Genomic DNA, 18,899 nt, shown 5'->3' on the forward strand with positions numbered 1-18,899 from the left:
CGTCGAGCGCCGCAACGAGAAGGGAGCACCGCCATGATCTTCACGTCGCTTGCCAACGCCGCCGCCAACGACCTCTCCACCGAGCGCTACCAGAAGGCGCTGGCCTTCCTCGCCCGCGAGGACCTGGCCGACCTCGAGCCCGGCCGCCACGACATCATGGGCGACGAGGTCTTCGCCAACGTGCAGGAGATCACCACCGTCCGCCCGGACGAGAAGAACTACGAGGCGCACCGTCGCTACGCCGACATCCACTTCGTCATCAGCGGCACGGAGCTTCTGGGCGTGGCGCCCGTCTCCGAGTGCGCGCCGGTGGGGGAGTTCTCCGAGGCCGACGACTTTGGCCTCTACACGCCCGGCGACCGCGAGGGCTGGGTGACCCTGCGCGAGGGAGACCTCGTGGTCACGCCCCCGTGCGACGCGCACAAGCCGGGCTGCTGCCCGGGCGAGCCCGCCCCGCTCAAGAAGATCTGCGTGAAGGTGCTCGTTGACTAGCGTCTCCGGCGCCGTTCCCGAGGCCGCCGACCCCGGCGCGGACTGGGGCCAGGGCTGCGGCGCCAACTGCTTCACGCTGGACGAGGACGGCTTCACCTGCAGCAGGGTGCTCGACGCGCCAGAGGTCTGGCGCGTCGACCTCCTCATGCACGACACCTTCCTGCCCTCCGTCAACGCCTTCGTGGTGATGGACGGCGGCGAGGCCCTCGTGGTGGACGCCGGGACGCCCGACCCCATGAACGACACGCGCCTCATGCGGGCGCTCCTCGGCCTGGGGGTGGACCCCGAGGCAACCACGCTCTTCTGCACGCACGCCCACATCGACCACACCGGGCTCGCGCGCGAGCTCTCCGAGGCCGGCGCCCGCGTGGTCATCCCCGAGGGCGTGCTCGGCGACATGCGCCGCTTCGCCGTGCCCGCGTGGCGCGACCAGATGGTCGAGCGCATGAGCGCCGAGGGCGCGAGTGCGGCCGAGTCCGCCGAGCTCGCGGACGTGATCTGGGACCACGTGGTCAACTTCGAGACCGAGAAGATCGCGTTCTCGACGGTCTGCCCCGGAGACGAGCTGCGCTGCGGGCGCTGGTGCTTCGAGGTGGTGAGCGCGCCGGGCCACACCACGGGCCAGTGCGTGCTCTGGGAGCCGGAGACGCGCACGGCGTTTCTGGGGGACGCGGTGCTCTTCCTGTGCTCCACCTGCATCGGCTTCTGGGGCGAGGGGGAAGATCCCATCGGCGAGCAGCTGGGGACCCTTCGCGCCCTTGCAAGGAGGGGGATCGAGCACGCGTTCATGGGTCACGGCCTGCAGGAGAGCGACGTGAGCGAGCGCTGCCTCGCCAACGTCGGCCACCACGAGCGCAGGAGCGCCCGCGCGCTCGCCGCGATCGCGGAGCGTCCGGGCCAGACGGGCTTCGAGCTGGTGCCCGCCATGGGCTGGCGCGCGCCCTTCGACCGCTGGGCCGAGACCCCGGCCATGACGCGGTGGTTCCTCGTCTCCGAGAGCATCGCGCACCTGGACCACCTCGTCGCCACCGGGGCGGTGCGCCGCGAGCGTGGCGAGGACGGCGTGAGCAGGTACTGGCCGGCCGGCGTGTAGCCGCGGCGCTTGCCGCTCGGGCCCGCCCCCAAGTGCAAGGCACAACGAGGCGCCCCGCTCTTCTCGGCACATCGAGAAGGGCGGGGCGCCTGCGTTACGTGCGTCTGGGGCCGTGCCTACGCCAGCTTGAGGAACTCGCGGTAGCCGCGGTACGCCTCGTAGACGTCGGCCTTGCTCGTGGCCTCCCAAGGCGCGTGCATGGAGAGCACGGGCACGCCGCAGTCGATGACGTTCATGCCGTAGACGGCGAGGATGTAGGCGATCGTGCCGCCGCCGCCCGCGTCGACCTTGCCGAGCTCGGCGGTCTGCCAGGCCACGCCGCCCTCGTCCATCACGCGGCGGATGGTGGCCACGTACTCGGCGTCGGCGTCGTTGGAGCCGCCCTTGCCGGCGCGGCCGGTGTACTTGTTGAACGTGAGGCCGTGACCCAGGTAGCAGGAGTTCTTCGGCTCGAAGACGCTCGCGAACGCGGGGTCGAAGGCGGCCGAGACGTCGCTCGAGAGCATGTTGGAGCGCGCGAGGCAGCGGCGCAGCGCGAGGGCGCCGCCCTCGCCGGCGAGCTCGAGGACCTCGGCCATGGCGTCCTCGAAGAAGTGGCTCGTCATGCCGGTGGCGCCCACGGAGCCGATCTCCTCCTTGTCCACGAGCAGGGTCACCGCGGTGCGCGCGGGGGCCTCGCACTGAAGCTGCGCGACGAGGCTCGTGTAGGCGCAGACGCGGTCGTCCTGGCCGTAGCCGAGGATCATCGAGCGATCGAGGCCCAGGTCGCGGGCGGCGCCGGCGGGCACGATCTCGAGCTCGGCGGAGAGGAGGTCCTCCTCGTCGATGCCGAGGGTGTCGCGCAGGATGCCGAGCACGCCGGCCTTGACCGGGCTCTTCTCGGCGTCGGAGTCCTTGTCGTCATCTGCGTCGGCGCTCACGACGATGGGACGGTTGCCCACCAGCACGTCGAGCATCTCGCCCTCGATGACCTCGGTGGCCTTCTTGGTCATCTGCTGGGAGCCGAGGTGGGGGAGCAGGTCGGAGATGCAGAAGACGGGGTCGTCGGCCTTCTCGCCAATGACCACGTTCACGACGCTGCCGTCCTTCTTGGCCACGACGCCGTGGATGGCGAGCGGCATGGCGACCCACTGGTACTTCTTGATGCCGCCGTAGTAGTGGGTGTCAAGGGTGACGAGCTCGTTCTTCTCCTCCACGGGGTCCTGCTTGACGTCCAGGCGGGGGGAGTCGACGTGCGCGCCGAGGATGTTCACGCCCTCGGTCAGCGGCGCGGTGCCCAGGTGGACGAGCATGAGGCTCTTGCCGCGGTTGACGGCGTAGACCTTGTCGCCGGGCTTGAGGGGCTCGCCGGACTTGATGCGCTCGTCGAGGCACTCGTAGCCGGCGGCGCGGGCCAGCTCGACGGACGCGGTGACGCACTCGCGCTCGGTCTTGTTGTCGGAGATGAAGGTCTTGTAGTCCTCGCAGAGGCTGTTCAGCGCGGCGAGCTGCTCCTCGCCGTAGCCCTTCCAGGCGTTGGGACGCTCCATGGGGCTCCTTTCATCGTGGTTTACATAACAGACGAACGGTACAGGATTCTAGGCGAACGGAGTGTCGGGGGCCACTCATTTGTGCCGACGCCACCGAAGAACCGCGGATGCGTCCTTGCCCTCCGTTTTGAGGGTATTTCGCGGAGGCCCCACTGAGTATCGAATCGTCTTAGCCTCGAGTTTGCGCAGGTAGATGAATTGACACCCCTGGGGTAGTACTTGGCAGGGCTCTCTCAAACTACCCTCAAAATGAGACGCCCTGTCCTAGCACACGTGCAAACGTATGAAGTTAATGCGGGACTAATTGCCTGCCGACGAGGACGACCCGGAATCGGCGCTCGCGCCCGTTCCGTTGGTCGCGCCTTCGCCCGTTGCTCCTCCTGAGCCTGTCTCAGTGCCCGCGTCGGGGTCCGCGCCGGGGTCCGGAGCCGAATCCGGGCTCGCGGAGTCCCCCGTCTGGCTGTCGCCGCCGGTCGGCGCCTCACCGGAGGGGGCGTCTGTGCTCGTCTGGTCGTTGCCGGTGTCGGTTGTTCCGGCGTCGCCCTCGGGTTCGGACGGCTCCTCTGCGGGCTCGGTCGGCTGCCCGGGCTCCTCCGGGACCCCTTCCTCGGGGGCGGGGCTCTCCGGCTCCGGCTCCTCGACCGTGCTCGGCGAGCTGGGCGCGAGGCTCGGCCCTATGCCCTCGCCGCGCGTGGCGAGGCTCACCACCAGCGCGTAAACCAGCACCACCGCTACGGCGGCGAGCGCGGCGAACACGGCCACGCGCCGCGCCAGGCGCGCCCGCTCGCGACCGCGCGCGGCCTCGGAGAGCTCAAGCGGAGCGATGGGGGTGCCGGACGCCGCGACGCGCGCCGTCTCGTCCGCGGGCGTGGGCGCGGGCATGACGCGGGTCCTCTCCGTGGGGGTCACCCGGGTGGTCACGTCCGGGGCGATGGAGCGAATCTTCTCGGCGGAGGCGGAGAGGATGTTGCGATACACCTGCGTGGCAACGCTCGACGCAACGGCGCCGATGACCGCTCCTATGATGGAGCCCGCGATGCCGATCTGCGCGGACAGCGCGAAGGACGTGGCCGCCGCAAGGCCGGTCGCCACGATTTGCGAGACGGAGAATTCGCCCAGGAGGCCTCTCGAGCGCGCGTTCTTCTCGTCCATGCATCTCCCTCCAGAACCTGACAAAGTACCCTGGCACCATTGTCATCATGTACCCATTGCGGCGCCGCAATGGTCCGGCACACGAAGACCTAACATGCCGTTTCCCCAAAATATGTCTGTGAGACCGATTTCCCCGGCACGACGCGGTATCATCTATGCGTACTGTCCTTCCGGGTTTTCCAACACGTATGGAGGTCAACATGCTCGTCAACGCTACTGCCATGCTCCAGGCCGCGGCCAAGGGCCACTACGCCGTGGGCGCCTTCAACACCAACAACCTTGAGTGGGCGTCCTCGATCCTCGACGCCGCCGAGGAGCTGCAGTCCCCGGTCATTATCCAGTGCACGAGCGGTGCCGCCAAGTGGCAGATCAGCTACAAGGTCGTGGCTGACATCGTGAAGCAGCTCGTCGAGGACAAGAACATCACCGTGCCCGTGGCCCTGCACCTCGACCACGGCACCTACGAGGACGTCTTCAAGTGCATCGAGGCCGGCTTCACCTCCGTCATGTACGACGGCTCCCACGAGGAGACCTTCGACCTCAACCTCAAGCGCACCGAGGAGGTCGTCAAGGCCGCCCACGCCAAGGGCATCTCCGTCGAGGCCGAGGTCGGCGGCATCGGTGGCGTCGAGGACGGCGTCGCCTCCAACGGTGAGCTCGCCGACCCCCAGCAGTGCAAGGCCATCGCCGACCTGGGCGTCGACTTCCTCGCCTGCGGCATCGGCAACATCCACGGCATCTATCCCGAGAACTGGGCCGGCCTCTCCTTCGAGCGCCTGGGCGAGATCAAGGCCCTGACCGGCGACCTGCCGCTCGTCCTCCACGGTGGCACCGGCATCCCCGTCGAGCAGATCCAGAAGGCCATCTCCCTCGGCATCTCCAAGATCAACGTCAACACCGACCTCCAGGTCGTCTTCGCCGAGGCTACTCGCAAGTACATCGAGGCCGGCAAGGACCAGCAGGGCAAGGGCTACGACCCGCGCAAGCTCCTCAAGCCGGGCCGCGACGCCATCGTCGAGCGCACCAAGGAGCTCATCGTCGAGTTTGGCTCCGAGGGCAAGTGCTGGGCGTAACAAGAGGCACGCGCTCGCCGCATAGGTAACGCCGACGCCCGGTCCCGCAGCGCGCGGGGCCGGGCGCCTTGCTGTGTCGCGCGGGCGTTCATCGGAGGCTGGTGTTCATCGCGCTCAGACGACCACGTTCGGCTTGTCGGCTGCCTTGGTTTTGGTCGTTTGAGCGCGATGGACGTCGGACGGGGAGTCCGCGTGCCCGTGGCCCGCCTCGTTGCGCCCCGGCGAGAAGAACATGGGCCTCGTCATGTGGAAACGGAGGGGACACCTTCCTTTAGCCGTCCTTTCAGGCTAGCCTATTCTTTCTCGCTCCATTGTGCTGATGTGCGGGCGGCGTCCCCTCGCCCCGCTCTCGGGCCTACCATGCCCGTGAGACGCGAGGCAAGGGGGAGGATTGGTCATGGAGACGTCGGGAAACGCCCTTCTGGAGGCCGTTGAGAAAACCGCGACGCTCGAGCCGGGGGCGCCGGCGTTCAGGGCGAGTGACGGGAGCGTGACGTCCTACGGCGAGCTCTGGACGAACGTGCTCGACCTTGCGGCGGGCATCGGCGAGCACGTTGCGGGGAAGGACCCGATCATCGTGCTGGGCAGAAAGGATGCCCTCACCGTTGCCGCCATGCTCGCGTGTCTGGCGAGCGGTCACGCCTACGCCCCCGTGGACGCCGACCTGCCCGTCGCGCGCGTCCGCGACATCGCGGGCCAGATGCCCTATCCCACCCTGCTCTCCACCTGCCCTGTTCCCAAGTCGCTGCGTACGGCCATCCCCGCCTGCACGATGCTTGACGCCCGCTCGCTCACCGAGGGCGTCATCGGCGTGGTCCCCGGGCGTGACGCGTGGGTCAGCGGGAACGAGACGCAGTACGTGATCTTCACGTCGGGCTCCACGGGACGCCCCAAGGGGATCGAGGTGACGGCTGACAACGTGGCCGCGTTCATGCGCTGGCTCGTGACCTTCCCCGTCATCCGCGACGGGCACCGGGCCTTCCTCGACCAGGCGCACTACTCCTTCGACCTCTCCGAGTACGAGCTCGTGGGCGCGCTCGCCACCGGTGGGTGCCTCTGCGCGGTGGAGGGGGCCGGCGACCTTGACTTTGCGGCGCTCTTCTCGACTCTCGCGACGTCGGGCGTCGAGGTCTGGGTCTCCACGCCGTCCTTCGCGGACCTCTGCCTCGCCGACCCGAGCTTTGACGAGCGCCTCCTGCCGCGCCTCGGGCTCTTCCTCTTCTGCGGGGAGACCCTCCACCACACCACGGCAGAGGCGCTGCGAGAGCGCTTCCCCCAAGCGATCGTGGCCAACACCTACGGTCCCACCGAGTCCACGGTCGCGGTGACGTATGGCGAGATAGGCGACGCGGAGCTTGCCGACCCCGCCCCACTGCCGGTGGGCTTGCCGCGCCCGGGCACCGAGCTCAGGATCGTCGACCACGAGACGGGGGAGGCCCTTCCCGCAGGAGAGACGGGCGAGATCCTCATCTACGGTGACACCGTCGCCAAGGGCTACTACGAGAACCCGGAGAGGACCGCTGAGGCGTTCTTCGAGACGCGCCTTTCGGACGGCACGCCGTCGCGCGGGTACCGGACGGGCGACCTGGGGCACCTCGACGCGGAGGGGGCCCTGCACTGCGAGGGTCGCCTCGACTCCCTCGTCAAGGTGAGCGGCTACCGCATCGAGCTCACCGAGGTCGAGGGCGCCCTCGAGGCCATCCCCGGGGTCGAGCAGGCGGCGGTGGTCCCGCGCGAGAGCCGCGGGCGCACGAGCAGCCTCAGCGCGTATGTGGTGCTGGACCCGGCCGAGCGCTCTCTGGTGCGCGACGCCGAGGGAGGCCGGGCGGACTTCGAGCTCTCCCGCATCCTCCGGGCCGAGCTCGCCCGTACCCTGCCCGCCTACATGGTTCCCCGACGCGTGCGCGTGATCGACGAGATGCCGCTCACGGCCAACGACAAGGTCGACCGTCGCGCCCTTGCGAGCCGTGGGTGACCCGAGGTGGAGTTCTTCGCCGACCCAGCGTTCTTCGTGCTTCTCGCCGCCGTGGTGGCGGTGGCGGCCGTGCTCGGCCTGACGGGGCACTCGCTCCAGCGCTGGGGTCTCGTGACGTCTGTCGTGTTTCTCGCCTGTCTGCTGGGCTCAGGACCTCAGACCGTGGCGCTCATTACGTTTCTTTGCGTGGCGCGCGTCTGCGTGGTGGTTCTGGCGGGCAACCCGGGTGACCAGCAGCTCTTCTATGCGTCCGCCGGACTCACGATGCTGCCGCTCGTGGTCTACAAGCTCACCGCGAGCAGCGTCTCGCTCTGGGGCTTCGCGGGCATCTCCTACGTGACGTTCAAGGCGCTCCAGGTGGTCTTCGAGGTGCACGACGGGCTCATCGGCCGCGACGAGCTGGGCCTTCTCGACTACCTGAGCTTCCTGCTCTTCTTCCCGCAGTTCACCTCGGGCCCCATCGACCGCAGCCGCCGCTTCCTCGCGGACGCCCATCGCGTGCCCCCGCAAGACGAGTATGCCGGCATGCTCGCCCGCGGCATCCTGCTCCTGCTCGCCGGCATGGGCTACAAGCTGGTGCTCGCCCAGCTCGCGCAGCGCTGGTGGGTGCTCGAGCCCTGGGGCGACGGGCCCTTCCTCGCGGAGCTTGCCAACCAGGTGCGCATCACCTACGCCTACGCCGCCTACCTCTTCTTCGACTTTGCCGGCTACAGCCTCATGGCCATGGGCGCGAGCTACTGCCTGGGCATCCGCTGCCCGCGCAACTTCCGCGCGCCGTTTCTGGCGTCCGACGTCATCGACTTCTGGAACCGCTGGCACATCACGCTCTCCACGTGGTTCAGGGACTTCGTGTTCATGCGCCTCACGCGCACGCTCATGCTGCGCGGGCGCCGGCGCGGCTGGCGCTGGGCGCGCGACCGCGTGCGCGTGGCCCAGGTGGGCTTTGTGGCCGACATGCTCGCCATGGGCTGCTGGCACGGGCTCACGGCGGACTACCTCGGCTACGGCCTCTACCACGGGGTCCTTCTCGCCGGCAACGAGTGGCTTCAGAAGCGCTCCGGGTTCTACCGCGCGCACCGGCGCGACCGCTGGATGCGCGCCCTCATGTGGTTCGTGACGCTCCAGCTGGTCATGCTGGGCTTTGCGATCTTTTCCGGTCAGGTTTCCTATCTCGTGAAGGGAGCTCTCAATGGGTGACGCGACTGAGTCGGTGAGGGAGCGGACGCTGTCTCTGCTCGAGGAGGTGTGCGGGGACCCCGCGGTGCACGACCATCTCGACGACGACCTCTTCGAGCTGGGGCTGCTCGACTCGATGGGAGCCATCGAGCTCCTTGTGGGCATCGAGGACGAGTTTGGGGTGTCCATCGCCCCCACGGAGGTCCCCCGCTCGGAGATGAACACGCCCAACAAGATCGTCGAGCAGGTGGAGAAGCGGGTGGCGTGATGCGCGGCGAGAAGGACAGCGGCGAGAAGAGCCGTGGGACCGGTGGCGTCACGGCACGATCCCGCCACCGCCTGGGACCCGGGACGCGACTGCTCCTGGGGGTCATGGCGGGGCTCGTCCTTGCCGGCGTGGGGCTGCTCGCCTTAGACGCGCTGCTGCCGGGCAACGGGCCCGCCGACCCAACGAAGCTCTACGACTACGTCTACGCCGACGGCAAGTCGGAGAACGCCGACTTCGTCCTCGCGAACATGTCGGATGACTCCCACCTCTGCCTCGGCTCCTCGGAGTTCTACATCTCCAAGGACAAGGTGAGCATGTGTCCGCAGGCCGTCTTCGGGGAGAACGTGACGGGCGTGGACATGACGTTCGTGGGTCAGGGCTACGACCAGTCGCTCTGGCAGGCAATTGCCGCCGGGGCCTACGGAAGCCGCGTCAGGAACAAGAAGATCATGATCGTGGTCTCCCCGCAGTGGTTCTTCAAGGGCAACGGAGATCAGGACAAGTTCGAGAGCAAGTTCTCATACTCGCTCTATCGGGCATTCGCGCAGAACCCGGGCATCTCCGACGACACCAAGGCTTACGTGCGGCGGCGCTGCCAGGAGCTGGGCGTGGATGAGGGCCAGCTTGCCGCCGCGTCCCATGACACCCCGCTCGACGCCGTCGACGACTGGTTCTTCTCGCTCGCCGACAGCTGGCGCCTGCGCTCGCAGGTCCCCAACATCGTGAGCCTGGCTCCCTCGAAGAGCCCCGCGCGCACGGCGGGGGAGCCCACCGGAGAGCCCGACTGGGATGCCCTGCTCGCGGAGGCGCGCTCGGAGGGCGCCGCCGCCAGCGCCAGCAACGACTACGGCGTCTACGACGACTACTGGGAGCGCAACCACCAGTACATGCCCGAGCTCTTCGAGAACTTCCACGAGGCTGACTCCGAGTACGCCGACCTCGCGTGCCTGCTTGACGTGTGCGACGAGCTGGGCCTCGATCCCATGGTGTGCATCCTGCCGGTCCACGGCCCCTGGTACGACCTCGCCGACGTTTCCGTCTCCGAGCGGGCTGCCTACTACCAGCGCGTCCGAGACGTCTGCGACGAAGCGGGGGCGGCCTATGCCGACTTCTCGAGCTGTGAGTACGAGCGGTACTTCCTATGCGACACGGTGCACCCCGGCTGGGTGGGCTGGGTTCGCATCGAGCGGGCGTTCTACGACTTCGTGAACGGGTGCGACGACGATTTCCTGGGTGGCGCCGACTTTGGGGACGTCCCGGGACTCGCGGGCTCCTCGGGAGGCGATGCGTGATGACAGATAAGCAGAACGCGGCTGGCGAGAAGAACCTGGCGCACCTGGCTCGCTGGGCGCCGGTCGGCGCATTTCTCGCCGTGGTGGCGCTCGTGGCGCTGGTCGTGTGGTTCGAGGTCTTCTCTGGCCTCGCGGGTCCGGTGCAGTTCATCTATGACAGCTTCTAGGGAAGAAAGGCGTCGCGCGCTCCGTGAGGTCCCGCGCGCGGCGGCGCTGGTGGCGTCGCTCGTGCTCGCGCTCCTCTCGCCCTGCGCCGCCCGAGCGGACGAGGCGCTCCTTCCCGCCCCAGACGACATCGGCGACCCGGGTCTCTCCGAGGAGGAGGTCGCGTGGATCGAGGAGCCCGAGCTCGACCCCACGGACTCGGGTGCAACGGCTCCCGGGCTGGAGCCGGACGGCGCGGAGCTCGCGGGCCTCCTGGACGGATATCTCGACGAGGCCTTTCCCGCGTGCGGCATGCCGGGGGCGGCCGTGGCGGTGGTGGACGCCGACGGCGTGCGCTACCTGCGCTGCCTGGGTGACGTGACGGGAGCCGACCAGACGTTTCTCGTGGGGTCACTCTCCAAGTCCATGACGGCGGTCGCCGTGATGCAGCTCGTGGACGCGGGGCTCGTCTCCCTGGACGACCCCGCCGGCGCCTACGCACCCGAGCTCGGAGTCCCGGGCTCGGTGACGGTTCGCGACCTCCTCAACCAGACGAGCGGGTTTGGGTACTACGAGTCACTCGCCGAGGCGTCCGTGGGGGAGAGCGCCGGGACCTTCTCCTACGCCAACGCGAACTACGACCTGCTCGGGCGCATTGTCGAGGACGTGAGCGGGCAGAGCTTTGATGCCTATCTGAGAGAGCACGTGTTTGGCCCGCTAGGCATGGACGACGCCTCCGCCGGATCGGGCTCGGGCGGTGCGCCGCAGGCACCGGGGCACCGCTCGTGGTTTGGCGCGTACGTCGCCGACGGCTTCGAGCACGAGGGGGGAGACGACGCCTGGGGTGGGCCCTCCTCGGGCTATGTGCGCGCGAGCATCGATGACATGGCCTCGTACCTGCGCATGTACCTCTACAGCGGCGAGGGGGCCCTCTCGCCCGACGCGCTGCACCAGATGGTCTTCTCGCGCGTGCCCGACCCCTCGGGGGACACCTACTACGGGATGGGGTGGACCACGTTCGCCTGGGACGACGGCGAGCTCGTGATGTCGCATGACGGGCAGGTGGAGAACTACGTGGCCCGCATGTGCATCATCCCCGGGCGCTCGCTCGGGGTGGTGGTGCTAGCTGACGGAAACGACGAGTTCGGTGGCAACGAGGCGTTCTTCTCGCTTGCTGACGGGGTGACGTCAATCGCGGTGGGCGGAGCGGCGGACGTCCCCGACGGCTCGGCGCTCCTGGCGGAGCATGCGCTCTACAACGTTGTCTACCTGGTGTGCGTGTGCGCCGCCGCGGCGCCTCTGGCCTGTGCGCTTCGCGGGCGGCGCAGCCTGGGGGCGGCGTGGGAGGTGGCGCTCCACGTGGTGCTGCCGGCCTCGCTCCTCTTTCTGCCGCGGATGGAGCTGGGCATGCGTCTGCGCGACTTCTGCGACTTCTACCCGGACCAGGCGCTCGTTCTTCTCGCCTGCTGCGGGCTACTTTTGGCAGGCGGGGTCGTGCGCGCCGCGTTCATCGCGCTCAAACGACCAGTTTCGGCATCCCGCGCGGCCCGTATGCGGTCGTTTGAGCGCGATGAATGAGGAACTTTGGTTCATACGCCAGGCGAGGGGCGCCCGGGCGAGAAGAACCTCGCAGCGGCACGTCCTTCTCGCCAGCGCTAGATGGGCTTTGCCGTGCAGGGGCCCGCGTCGTCCGGGCGGATGAGATCGGCGAGCGTCCGGCTGTCGAGGTAGCTCGACGTCACGCGGCCGAGGTCGCGCCAGACGTCCACGGTGGTGCAGCTCTCCCGGTTGGGGCAGAGCTCCTCGTTGGTGCAGTCGAGGCAGCTCACGGGCACGAGCGATCCCTCCGCGGCGCGCAGGAGCTCGCCCAGGGTGTAGTCCTCCGGCTTGCGGGTGAGCTTGTAGCCGCCGCCCTTGCCGCGCTGGCTCGTGACGTAGCCGGCCTTGTGCATGAGCGAGATGACCTGCTCGAGATACTTGCGCGAGATGTTCTGCCGGCGCGAGACGTCGCCCAGCGAGACCCAGCCGTCGTGCGCGGCGAGGTCCGCCATCGCGCGCAGCGCGTACATTCCCTTGGTCGAGAACATTCCAGCCATCTCGTCACCTCCGATGGTACGAAGGGACAGTCCCTTCGTACCATTCAATTACATGTTGCGGGCCTCGAGCATTTCGTCGAGCGTGCGCCAGGCCAGCTCGGCACACTTCACGCGCGCGGGCATGTGCGCGATGTCGCGCAGCAGCACGCCGTCCTCGAGGGCGTCGAGCGCCGCCTCGTCGGTCTCCTCGCCGCGCACCATGCGCATGAAGAGGGCGCAGAGCTCGCGCGCCTCCTCGGGCGTCTTGTCGATCATGAGGTCGCTCATGATGTCCGCGCTCGCCTGGGAGATCGCGCAGCCGTGGCCGGTGAACGCGGCCTCCTCGATGGTGCCGTCGTCGGCAAAGCGCACGGAGAACGTGAGCTCGTCGCCGCAGGAGGGGTTCACGCCCTCGTGGCTGCAGTCGGCGTCCTCCATCTGGTACTTGTAGTCGGGGTGCGAGACGTGGTCCATGAAGGCCGCGTTGTAGAGGTCAGTTACTGCCATGGAAGATCCCCCAGACCTGCTTGAGGCCGTCGACCAGGCGGTCGACGTCGGACGTGTCGTTGTAGAAGGCGAGGCTCGCGCGGCAGCAGGCGAGGTTCTCCACGCCGAGCCACGCGAGCAGCGGCTGCGCGCAGTGGTGGCCGGCGCGGATGCACACGCCGGAGGCGTCGAGGATGCTCGCCACGTCGTGCGGGTGGACGCCGTGCACGTTGAAGCTGATGACGCCGTGGTGACGCGCGGGCTCGGCGGGGCCGATGAGGTCGACGAAGTCGAGCTCCGCCAGACGCTCGAACGCGTAGGCCACGAGCGCCGCCTCGCGCTCGGCCACGGCGTCGATGCCCGCGGTCTTCGTGAGGTAGGCGAGCGCGGCGCCGGTGGCGTAGATGCCGGCGGCGTCCTGCGTGCCGGCCTCGAACTTCTCGGGCACGGGCGCCCACGTGGCGTCCTGCTCGCGCACGGAGTCGATCATCTCGCCGCCGGTGAGCATCGGCGGCATCTGCTCCAAGAGCTCGTGGCGGCCCCAGAGTACGCCCACGCCCATGGGGCCGAGCGCCTTGTGGCCGGAGAACGCGAGGAAGTCCGCGCCCAGCTCGTCCACGCTCACGTGCAGGTGCGGGACGGACTGCGCCGCGTCCACGACCATCACGGCGCCCACGGCGTGCGCGGCGTCCGCCAGCTTGCGGACGGGCAGCTCGCAGCCCATGACGTTGGAGACGTGCGCGGCGGAGACGATGCGCGTGCGCGGGCCAATCTTCTCGGCGATCTCCGCGTCCGTGAGGGTGCCGTCCTTCTCGGGGTAGAGGTAGACCAGGGTGGCACCGGCCGCCCGGCAGGCCTCCTGCCACGGGATGAGGTTGGAGTGGTGCTCCATGATGGTGATGGCCACCTCGTCGCCGGGCGCAAGGACGCAGGGCGAGAAGGACTTGGCCACGAGGTTGAGGCTCTCGCTCGTGTTGCGGGTGAAGACCACGTCGCGCGCGTCGGGCGCATCGATGAGCGCCGCCACCTGGGCGCGGACCTCCGCGATGGCCGCGGTGGCCTCCACGGAGAGGCTGTAGAGCCCGCGCAGGGGGTTGGCGTTCATGGTCTCGTAGAAGCGGCGCTGGGCGTCGAGCGCGCAGGCGGGGCGCTGCGCGGTGGCGGCGCTGTCGAGAAACGCGATCTCGGGGTGCGCGGCCAGCAGCGGGAAGTCGGCGCGATAGGGGTTCTCCCGGATGTCCATCACGCCTCCTCGCCCTCATCAAAAGTTTCTGTTAATTGGGGACTGTCCCCAATTAACAGACGAGCCTCGTCGCAGGGGGCGTGCATGAGGGCGTCCTCGTAGAGGGCGCGCACGAAGAGGGCCTCTGCGTCCTCGCGGGAGAGGCCGCGGCTGGCGAGAAACGCCAGCTGCTCGGGGCTCACCGAGCCGATGGTGGCGCCGTGGTTGCCGGCGACGTCGTCCTCGTCGCAGAGGATCGTGGGAAGCGTCTTGTTGACCACGTCGTCGCCCAGCACGAGCACGGTCTCGGCCTCGTTGCCCTGGGCGCCCTTGGCGCCGTGGACGAGGTCGATCGTGGTGCGCAGGGACTTCTTCGCGGCGTCCTCGAGCACGCCGTTGTAGGCGAGCTCGGAGCGGGTGTTGCGCCCGTGCTGGCGCACGACCTCGTTGATGTCCAGGACCTCCGCGCCGCCGGCGTGGTAGCGGCAGCCGAGGTCGATGCGCGCGCGATCGCCGGCGAGGTCGCAGGCGAAGCCCAGGGCGACGGTACCGCCGCCGAGCAGGTACTGGTGCACGTCGACGCGGGCGTCGCGCCCGCAGGTGATGCCCACGCTCTCGAGGTGCTGCTGGTCGGCGCCCGCCGCCACGTACTCGTGCAGGTGCACGTGCGCGCCGGCCTCGGCGATCACGCGCAGGAGCGATGCGGACGTGCCGGCCTCGCCGTCCTTCTCGTCCGCGCCCGCGGCCACGACGATGGTGGCCTCGGCGCCCTCGCGGACCATGACGCCCGTGTCGGCCACGTCGCCGGCCCCGGCGTCCACGCAGACCACGATGGGCTCCTCGCGGCGCGTTCCGCGCGGGACCTCGACGTAGCGGGCGTCGACGGCCTGGGACTCGACCCAGTCGGTGACCTCGCGGCCCATGCCGCACTCCACGCCCTCGAAGAGGCGCGGCAGCGCGAAGTAGACGTCGCCCTTGCGGCCGCGCGCGGGCACCGTGAGCGTGATGTCGTTCGTGCGCAGGCGGTTCCACGTCTGCGCGGGGGCAACGTTGACGCGCTCGAGGGTGATCTCGGGCGCGGCGCAGGCGGCGTCAGCGGCGAGCGCGACGTTCTTCTCGGCCATTATCCGATCGCCCCTTCCATCTCGAGCTTGATGAGGTTGTTCATCTCCACGGCGTACTCCATCGGGAGCTCCTTGGAGACGGGGTTGGCAAAGCCGTTGACCACGAGCGTGCGCGCCTCGGCCTCGGAGCAGCCGCGGCTCATGAGGTAGAGCACGGTGTCGTCCGAGATGCGGCCGATCGTGGCCTCGTGACCCACCTGCGCGGTGGCGTTGCGCACGTCCATCGCGGGGATGGTGTCGGAGCGGGAGATGTCGTCCAGCATGAGGGACTGGCAGCTCACGGAGCAGCGCGCGCGGTCCGCGCGACGGCCGATGACCACGGAGCTGCGGAACGTGTTCACGCCGCCGTCCTTGGAGATGGACTTCGTGCTCACGGACGCGGTGGTGTCCGCGCCGTTCATGATCACCTTGCAGCCGGTGTCGAGGTCCTGCGTGGCGCCGGCGAAGGTGATGCCGGTGAACTCGCAGCTCGAGCGGTCGCCCGCCATGATGGTGGTGGGGTAGAGGTAGCTCACGTGGCTGCCAAAGCTGCCGGAGACCCACTCCATCTTGGCGTCCGCGCCGATGGTGGCGCGCTTGGTGTTGAGGTTGTACATGTTCTTGGACCAGTTCTCGATCGTGGAGTAGCGCAGGCGCGCGCCGTCCTTCACGAAGAGCTCCACGGCGCCGGCGTGGAGGTTGGCCTCATAGTACTTGGGCGCGGAGCAGCCCTCGATGAAGTGCAGGTCCGCGCCGGGCTCCACGATGATGAGCGTGTGCTCGAACTGACCCGCGCCGGCCGCGTTGAGGCGGAAGTAGCTCTGCAGCGGGTAGGGGAGCGTCACGCCGGCGGGCACGTAGACGAAGGAGCCGCCCGACCACACGGCGTAGTGCAGCGCCGCGAACTTGTGGTCGGTGGGCGGGATGAGCGTGCCGAAGTACTCGCGCACGACGGGCTCCCACTGGGGGTCGTGGAGGGCGTCCTCGATCGTGGTGTAGACCACGCCCTCCTTGGCCACGTCCTCGCGCATGTTGTGGTAGACGATCTCCGAGTCGTACTGGGCGCCCACGCCGGCGAGGCTCTCGCGCTCGGCCTCGGGGATGCCCAGGCGCTCGAAGGTGTCCTTGATGTCCTCGGGCACGTCGTCCCAGCTCTTGGCCTGCTTGGTCTTGGGCGAGACGTACGTGGAGATGTGGTCCAGGTCGAGCCCGGCGATGCTCGGGCCCCAGTTGGGGGCCATCGGGCGCGCGTGGTAGAGCTCGAGCGCGCGCAGGCGCATCTCGAGCATCCACTCCGGCTCGTCCTTCTTCTCGGAGATCGCGCGGACGATCTCCGGCGTCAGGCCGTCGTCGTAGCGCTCGTAGCCCTCCTCGGACTTGGTGAAGTCGTAGAGGGAGCGATCGACGTCAGCGACCTGCGTGCGGCTTCTGCTGCGCTCGTCGCTCACTCGGCGTCACCCGCCTTGGGGCAGCCCGGGCACTCGGCGCACGAGGCGTCGTCCTGGCCGGCCCCGCGCTCGAAGCGCTCGAAGCCGTTGCGGTCGATGTCCGCGATGAGCTCGGCGGGGCCCTCGGCCACCATGCGGCCCTTGACCATGACGTGCGTGCGGTCCACGGTCAGGCGCTCGAGGATGCGGGTGTTGTGCGTGATCACGATGAGCGCGCCGCCGACCTGCTCGCGATACGCCTGGATGCCGCGGGAGACGATGCCCAGGGCGTCGACGTCGAGGCCGGAGTCGGTCTCGTCGAGGATGGCGAGCTTGGGCTGCAGGAGCAGCAGCTGCAGCATCTCGATCTTCTTCTTCTCGCCGCCGGAGAAGCCGACGTTGAGCTCGCGCATGAGGAAGCTCTGGTCGAGCTCGAGCTGGTCGGCGATCTCGCCCACGCGGGCGCGGAACTTGCGCGCGGTGGTCTTGAGCTCGGGGCGCATCTGGCAGATCGTGCGCAGGAAGCTGTAGAGGGGCACGCCGGGAACCTCGACGGGCGCCTGGTAGGAGAGGAAGATGCCGGCGAGGGAGCGCTTGTCGGCAGTGAGCTCGGTCACGTCCTGGCCGTCGAAGGTGATGGAGCCGGAGGTCACGCGGTAGACCGGGTCGCCCATGATGACGTGGCCGAGCGTGGACTTGCCGGCGCCGTTGGGGCCCATGAGGACGTGGCACTCGCCCTCGCCCACGGTGAGGTCGACGCCGTGCAGGATGGGCTTGTCCTCGGTGCCCGCAGAGAGGGCGCTCACGTTGAGTAGCTGGGAAGCCATGGTTTGCCTTTCTTGTGCGAGGAGGTCCCTCGCACGCTCTCCTCGCGGGGCCGACGGCGCCCGCGCCTTGTTTCGCCTAATTCATACTAATGAGTAGGGAATTTCTGGCAAGGGGTAGGGGCGAGAAAAACGGGCGCTTCGCAATATATCCTACTTGCTTGGGGGTATTTTAAGGCATCGTGCGACGGCGGTGGTATTTGGCGCGGGGCGCCGGCCACCCCCTTGCCGCGGGGCGTCGGTCGCTCCCGCTGGTCCCTAGAACAAAACTTTATGCGTCGTTTGCGGCCTGGTTACGGCTGGGGCAGCGTGGTGCGCAGGGTCGTACCATTTCGCATGCTCTGAGGCGACGCGTGACGGGAGGACCATAGAGGCATGGAAGCATGGAAGCGGCTCGGCGGCTTCATCGGGGACCACATGGCGTTCGTCTCGCCCACGTGCGTGGTGCTGGCGGTGCTCTTCCCCGAGGTGTTCTCGGTCATGAAGCCGGCGGTGACCGCGCTCTTTGCGTTCATGACCTTTCAGGGGGCGATCTCCAACACGTTTGGCAACCTCGCGCGCACGGTGCGCCATCCGTTGCCGATGGTGGTGACGCTCCTGATAACCACGGTGCTCATGCCGGTCCTGGCGTGCGGTCTGGCGACGCTCATCTTTGGGTCGAACCCTAACCTCGTGTGCGGAATCGTGCTCGAGTACACCGTTCCGGTGGCCGTGACGTCGGCCATCTGGATCAACCTCTACGAGGGCGACCCGGCGCTCGGACTTGCCACGACGCTCGTCTCCACGGTTGCGGCGCCGTTCACCATCCCCTTCACGCTGCACCTGCTCCTGGGTCAGGTGGTGGAGGTCGACGCCGCTCGCATGATGGGCGAGATGCTCGTCTCCATCGCGCTTCCGGCGCTTGCGGGCACGGCGGTCAACGAGTTCTCCCACGGCTGGGGCGCCCGGCAGCTCTCGCCGGTCCTGGCGCCGGCGGCCAAGATCGCGCTCATCATGGTGATCCTTGCCAACTCGACGGGCGTGGCGCCCTACGTGCGCAACCTCACGCCGCAGCTGGTGGCGGTCACGGTGTTCATCGGGCTCTTTGCGTGCTCGGGCTTTGCGTGGGGCGTGCTCGCGGCGCGCCTGATGCGCACCTCGTGGGCCCAGCGAGTCTCGCTCACGTACCTCTGCGGCCTGCGCAACATCTCCGCCGGCGCGGTTCTCGCCGGCGAGTACTTCCCGGGCGAGGTGATGTTCCCCGTGGTCATCGGGACGTTGTTCCAGCAGGTGCTCTCGGCGTTCTGGGGAACGGTGCTGCGGCGGATGAAGTCCGCAGACGCCGCGGGAGAAGCGGCGGGGGAGCTGTCCTCGTAGCGAGCGGCACGTCGCGTCGGCCCGTTACTGCAAAAGTGTCGCTCGGGTCAGTGAAATGCCGATAGTCCTGCAAAACTGGCCTTCGGGTCAGTGGAAATTCGCCTCAGATGGCTCTGCTTCGGAAAACGTACCGGTGTTATGCCTTGATTTGGTATCAAATACTAAATCAAGATTGTCAGACTGAGGTAAAATCCACTGACCCGAAGGCCAGT

General features: G+C 68.4%; 18 protein-coding genes. 10 read left to right on the plus strand and 8 right to left on the minus strand.

Going from position 1 to position 18,899, the window contains the following annotated elements:
- Nucleotides 1-33: 33 nt before the first annotated feature.
- Together B5F79_RS02970 and B5F79_RS02975 are read left to right on the plus strand one after the other, a co-directional pair.
- The gene (locus tag B5F79_RS02970; RefSeq protein WP_087217421.1) at nucleotides 34-492 is read left to right on the plus strand and encodes a YhcH/YjgK/YiaL family protein; all 459 of its coding nucleotides are present in this window, start codon (nucleotides 34-36) and stop codon (nucleotides 490-492) included.
- Entirely contained in the window at nucleotides 485-1,585 is a 1,101-nt protein-coding gene (locus tag B5F79_RS02975; RefSeq protein WP_087217422.1) for an MBL fold metallo-hydrolase, read from the plus strand. The genes B5F79_RS02970 and B5F79_RS02975 overlap by 8 nt, the downstream gene beginning before the upstream one ends.
- A 116-nt stretch (nucleotides 1,586-1,701) precedes the next feature.
- Here the strand turns inward: B5F79_RS02975 and B5F79_RS02980 are convergent, their stop codons facing one another.
- Together B5F79_RS02980 and B5F79_RS02985 are read right to left on the minus strand one after the other, a co-directional pair.
- Nucleotides 1,702-3,114: an aminopeptidase gene (locus B5F79_RS02980; RefSeq protein WP_087217423.1), complete on the minus strand. Its 1,413-nt coding sequence runs from the start codon at nucleotides 3,112-3,114 to the stop codon at nucleotides 1,702-1,704.
- A 300-nt stretch (nucleotides 3,115-3,414) separates the two neighbouring features.
- The gene (locus B5F79_RS02985; RefSeq protein ID WP_087217424.1) at nucleotides 3,415-4,266 is read right to left on the minus strand and encodes a hypothetical protein; all 852 of its coding nucleotides are present in this window, start codon (nucleotides 4,264-4,266) and stop codon (nucleotides 3,415-3,417) included.
- Between the two features lie 200 nt (nucleotides 4,267-4,466).
- On the opposite strand from B5F79_RS02985, the gene fba reads away from it, so the two are divergent.
- The 7 genes from fba (at nucleotide 4,467) to B5F79_RS03015 (ending at nucleotide 11,772) form a co-directional block, all read left to right on the plus strand.
- Nucleotides 4,467-5,339: a class II fructose-1,6-bisphosphate aldolase gene (gene fba / locus B5F79_RS02990; protein ID WP_087217425.1), complete on the plus strand. Its 873-nt coding sequence runs from the start codon at nucleotides 4,467-4,469 to the stop codon at nucleotides 5,337-5,339.
- A 397-nt stretch (nucleotides 5,340-5,736) separates the two neighbouring features.
- Nucleotides 5,737-7,314 (plus strand): amino acid adenylation domain-containing protein, encoded by a 1,578-nt coding sequence (locus B5F79_RS02995; RefSeq protein ID WP_087217426.1) that lies wholly within the window; start codon nucleotides 5,737-5,739, stop codon nucleotides 7,312-7,314.
- 6 nt (nucleotides 7,315-7,320) lie between these two features.
- Entirely contained in the window at nucleotides 7,321-8,511 is a 1,191-nt protein-coding gene (gene dltB, locus B5F79_RS03000; protein ID WP_087217427.1) for a D-alanyl-lipoteichoic acid biosynthesis protein DltB, read from the plus strand.
- A complete protein-coding gene (gene dltC / locus B5F79_RS03005; protein WP_087217428.1) occupies nucleotides 8,504-8,758 on the plus strand; it encodes a D-alanine--poly(phosphoribitol) ligase subunit DltC in 255 nt (84 codons plus the stop codon). The genes dltB and dltC overlap by 8 nt, the downstream gene beginning before the upstream one ends.
- Complete coding sequence (gene dltD / locus B5F79_RS03010) at nucleotides 8,758-10,050, plus strand: D-alanyl-lipoteichoic acid biosynthesis protein DltD (protein WP_087217429.1); 1,293 nt, start codon at nucleotides 8,758-8,760, stop codon at nucleotides 10,048-10,050. The genes dltC and dltD overlap by 1 nt, the downstream gene beginning before the upstream one ends.
- Complete coding sequence (locus B5F79_RS10950) at nucleotides 10,050-10,217, plus strand: hypothetical protein (RefSeq protein WP_158094825.1); 168 nt, start codon at nucleotides 10,050-10,052, stop codon at nucleotides 10,215-10,217. The genes dltD and B5F79_RS10950 overlap by 1 nt, the downstream gene beginning before the upstream one ends.
- Entirely contained in the window at nucleotides 10,204-11,772 is a 1,569-nt protein-coding gene (locus B5F79_RS03015; protein WP_087217430.1) for a serine hydrolase domain-containing protein, read from the plus strand. Before B5F79_RS10950 ends, B5F79_RS03015 begins: the two co-directional genes overlap by 14 nt.
- A 77-nt stretch (nucleotides 11,773-11,849) precedes the next feature.
- Here the strand turns inward: B5F79_RS03015 and B5F79_RS03020 are convergent, their stop codons facing one another.
- From B5F79_RS03020 to sufC, 6 genes are read right to left on the minus strand one after another with little or no spacing between them, the layout of a single operon-like run.
- Nucleotides 11,850-12,290, minus strand: a complete 441-nt coding sequence (locus B5F79_RS03020) for an RrF2 family transcriptional regulator (protein WP_087217431.1) — start codon at nucleotides 12,288-12,290, stop codon at nucleotides 11,850-11,852.
- A 48-nt stretch (nucleotides 12,291-12,338) separates the two neighbouring features.
- A complete protein-coding gene (gene sufU / locus B5F79_RS03025) occupies nucleotides 12,339-12,776 on the minus strand; it encodes a Fe-S cluster assembly sulfur transfer protein SufU (RefSeq protein WP_087217432.1) in 438 nt (145 codons plus the stop codon).
- Nucleotides 12,763-13,998, minus strand: a complete 1,236-nt coding sequence (locus tag B5F79_RS03030) for an aminotransferase class V-fold PLP-dependent enzyme (RefSeq protein WP_087217433.1) — start codon at nucleotides 13,996-13,998, stop codon at nucleotides 12,763-12,765. The genes sufU and B5F79_RS03030 overlap by 14 nt, the downstream gene beginning before the upstream one ends.
- Nucleotides 13,998-15,101, minus strand: a complete 1,104-nt coding sequence (locus B5F79_RS03035; RefSeq protein WP_087217434.1) for a SufB/SufD family protein — start codon at nucleotides 15,099-15,101, stop codon at nucleotides 13,998-14,000. Before B5F79_RS03035 ends, B5F79_RS03030 begins: the two co-directional genes overlap by 1 nt.
- Nucleotides 15,101-16,528 carry a Fe-S cluster assembly protein SufB gene (gene sufB, locus B5F79_RS03040; RefSeq protein WP_087217435.1) on the minus strand — a complete coding sequence of 476 codons (1,428 nt, stop codon included), beginning with the start codon at nucleotides 16,526-16,528 and terminating at the stop codon, nucleotides 15,101-15,103. The genes B5F79_RS03035 and sufB overlap by 1 nt, the downstream gene beginning before the upstream one ends.
- Nucleotides 16,525-17,334, minus strand: coding sequence for a Fe-S cluster assembly ATPase SufC (gene sufC, locus B5F79_RS03045; RefSeq protein WP_087217436.1), 810 nt, complete (start codon nucleotides 17,332-17,334; stop codon nucleotides 16,525-16,527). The genes sufB and sufC overlap by 4 nt, the downstream gene beginning before the upstream one ends.
- A 372-nt stretch (nucleotides 17,335-17,706) precedes the next feature.
- Here sufC and B5F79_RS03050 point away from each other — a divergent pair, with 372 nt between their 5' ends.
- Nucleotides 17,707-18,687 (plus strand): bile acid:sodium symporter family protein, encoded by a 981-nt coding sequence (locus B5F79_RS03050; RefSeq protein WP_087217437.1) that lies wholly within the window; start codon nucleotides 17,707-17,709, stop codon nucleotides 18,685-18,687.
- Nucleotides 18,688-18,899: the final 212 nt, after the last annotated feature.

It is taken from the genome of Olsenella sp. An285, from assembly GCF_002159625.1.
Lineage (GTDB): Bacteria > Actinomycetota > Coriobacteriia > Coriobacteriales > Atopobiaceae > Thermophilibacter > Thermophilibacter avicola.

What these genes read in the sequence shown, in the direction of transcription:
- fba (WP_087217425.1), top strand. Translation starts at nt 4,467, where the DNA reads ATGCTCGTCAACGCTACTGCCATGCTCCAGGCCGCGGCCAAGGGCCAC.
- B5F79_RS03050 (WP_087217437.1), top strand. Translation starts at nt 17,707, where the DNA reads ATGGAAGCATGGAAGCGGCTCGGCGGCTTCATCGGGGACCACATGGCG.
- dltC (WP_087217428.1), top strand. Translation starts at nt 8,504, where the DNA reads ATGGGTGACGCGACTGAGTCGGTGAGGGAGCGGACGCTGTCTCTGCTC.
- B5F79_RS02995 (WP_087217426.1), top strand. Translation starts at nt 5,737, where the DNA reads ATGGAGACGTCGGGAAACGCCCTTCTGGAGGCCGTTGAGAAAACCGCG.
- B5F79_RS03030 (WP_087217433.1), bottom strand. Translation starts at nt 13,998, where the DNA reads ATGGACATCCGGGAGAACCCCTATCGCGCCGACTTCCCGCTGCTGGCC.
- B5F79_RS02985 (WP_087217424.1), bottom strand. Translation starts at nt 4,266, where the DNA reads ATGGACGAGAAGAACGCGCGCTCGAGAGGCCTCCTGGGCGAATTCTCC.
- B5F79_RS03020 (WP_087217431.1), bottom strand. Translation starts at nt 12,290, where the DNA reads ATGGCTGGAATGTTCTCGACCAAGGGAATGTACGCGCTGCGCGCGATG.
- dltD (WP_087217429.1), top strand. Translation starts at nt 8,758, where the DNA reads ATGCGCGGCGAGAAGGACAGCGGCGAGAAGAGCCGTGGGACCGGTGGC.
- sufC (WP_087217436.1), bottom strand. Translation starts at nt 17,334, where the DNA reads ATGGCTTCCCAGCTACTCAACGTGAGCGCCCTCTCTGCGGGCACCGAG.
- B5F79_RS10950 (WP_158094825.1), top strand. Translation starts at nt 10,050, where the DNA reads ATGACAGATAAGCAGAACGCGGCTGGCGAGAAGAACCTGGCGCACCTG.
- B5F79_RS02980 (WP_087217423.1), bottom strand. Translation starts at nt 3,114, where the DNA reads ATGGAGCGTCCCAACGCCTGGAAGGGCTACGGCGAGGAGCAGCTCGCC.
- sufU (WP_087217432.1), bottom strand. Translation starts at nt 12,776, where the DNA reads ATGGCAGTAACTGACCTCTACAACGCGGCCTTCATGGACCACGTCTCG.
- B5F79_RS03015 (WP_087217430.1), top strand. Translation starts at nt 10,204, where the DNA reads ATGACAGCTTCTAGGGAAGAAAGGCGTCGCGCGCTCCGTGAGGTCCCG.
- B5F79_RS02970 (WP_087217421.1), top strand. Translation starts at nt 34, where the DNA reads ATGATCTTCACGTCGCTTGCCAACGCCGCCGCCAACGACCTCTCCACC.
- B5F79_RS03035 (WP_087217434.1), bottom strand. Translation starts at nt 15,101, where the DNA reads ATGGCCGAGAAGAACGTCGCGCTCGCCGCTGACGCCGCCTGCGCCGCG.